1 protein-coding gene is annotated in these 267 nt (G+C 63.3%); it reads left to right on the top strand.

What is annotated here, in order from left to right; genetic code table 11:
- A partial coding sequence (locus SB753_RS37785; protein ID WP_410805251.1) for a hypothetical protein occupies positions 1-267 on the top strand: 267 nt, incomplete at both ends.

The raw sequence follows: 267 nt of genomic DNA, 5'->3' as shown, positions 1-267 counted from the left end.
CGACGAGCTTCGTTACGAGTATCCCGACGAACTCGTGCCGCCCGGCATCACCCCAACCGCGTACCTGCGGCGCGAAACCTATCTTGGGGCACATCGCCGGTACCCGCGCGGCATCCCGCACAAGGTGCAGACGCAGATCGAGCACGAACTGTCACTGATCGCGGACCTGAAGTACGAGCCGTATTTCCTGACGGTATACGACATCGTCCGTTTCGCGCGCAACGAAGGCATCCTCTGTCAGGGGCGCGGCTCGGCTGCGAACTCGGC

It is taken from the genome of Paraburkholderia sp. SIMBA_053 (genome assembly GCF_046534895.1).
Taxonomy (GTDB): Bacteria; Pseudomonadota; Gammaproteobacteria; order Burkholderiales; family Burkholderiaceae; genus Paraburkholderia; species Paraburkholderia caledonica.
Note: the sequence above shows the minus strand (reverse complement) of the source record. Positions and strands in the feature narration are given on the sequence as shown.